Annotated in this window: 2 protein-coding genes; both read right to left on the reverse strand. The window is 75.6% G+C overall.

Going from position 1 to position 928, the window contains the following annotated elements; genetic code table 11:
• Positions 1-314 (reverse strand): hypothetical protein (locus OZN99_RS32485; protein ID WP_270939305.1); only part of this gene is annotated, 314 nt, incomplete at its 3' end.
• Positions 315-449: 135 nt separating this feature from the next.
• On the reverse strand, positions 450-928 hold a 479-nt coding region (locus tag OZN99_RS32490; RefSeq protein WP_270939306.1), incomplete at its 5' end, for a type 2 periplasmic-binding domain-containing protein.

Genomic DNA, 928 nt, shown 5'->3' on the forward strand with positions numbered 1-928 from the left:
GGCACGGCGCGCAGGCCGGTGGGCACCGCGTCGCCGGGCCGCGCGACCACCACGACTTCCGTTCCGCTGAACCGGTCGCGCGCGGCCGAGAGCAGCGCCTCGCCCGCCGCGCCGCCCTCCAGCACCAGGTGGCGCGGCGGTTCGCCGGGGCCGACCAGGCGGTGTAGCGCCTCGGCTCCGGACAGGATCTGGACGGGGCGCTGGCCGTGCAGCCGCCGCGCCGCGTCATGCGCCGCAGCGATCACGAGCGGATCGCTGGCCACCAGCAGAAGGCCCGGTGCCTCCGCAAGGCCGCGCCGCAGGCGCCGCAACATCGGTTCAGGATCCGGTCGATGCACCGCGTCGGGCAGCGCGGAGGAGGCGTTCGCACCCGGAAGCGGCATGCAGGACTCGATTCGGCGGAGTTGGTCTCAATTTGCTTAACCCGCTCCGCCTATTGCGGCAACAGACTAGCCTGCCCCGCTGCGGCGTGGAAGCCAAGGTTCTTCGCGCCAGCGGCGGCGGAGCGCCTCCTCCTGCCGCGCCAGCAGGCTTCCCCAGGCGGCCGGCGCCAGGAACCGTGGCACCTGCCCGGTCTCGCCGCAATGCGAGGTGAAGTCCGGGTCCGCCGCCAGGCTTTCCAGCCCTTCCAACAGCCAGTCGCGCCAGGCCGCGGGCGCATCCGGCGAGAGGGCGAAGCCGCGCCGCGTCGCGCCGAGCAGTTCCAGCCCCGATTCGCGCAGCGTCGGGAGATCCGGCAGCAGGGGCGACCGGCGGGAGGCCGCGACGCCGATCGCCACCAGCCGGTTCTCCCGCAGCAGGGCGATCGCGTCGGGCAGCGTCAGCGCGGCGGCCGCGACATGGCCCGCCGCAGCCGCCTGCCGCGCCGCCGCGGCGGAGGGGAAGGCCAGCAGCGGCCGGCCCAGCCGGTCCGCCAGGCGCATCCCGG

Origin of the sequence: Falsiroseomonas oryzae (assembly GCF_027856955.1) — a bacterium.
Lineage (GTDB): Bacteria > Pseudomonadota > Alphaproteobacteria > Acetobacterales > Acetobacteraceae > Falsiroseomonas > Falsiroseomonas oryzae.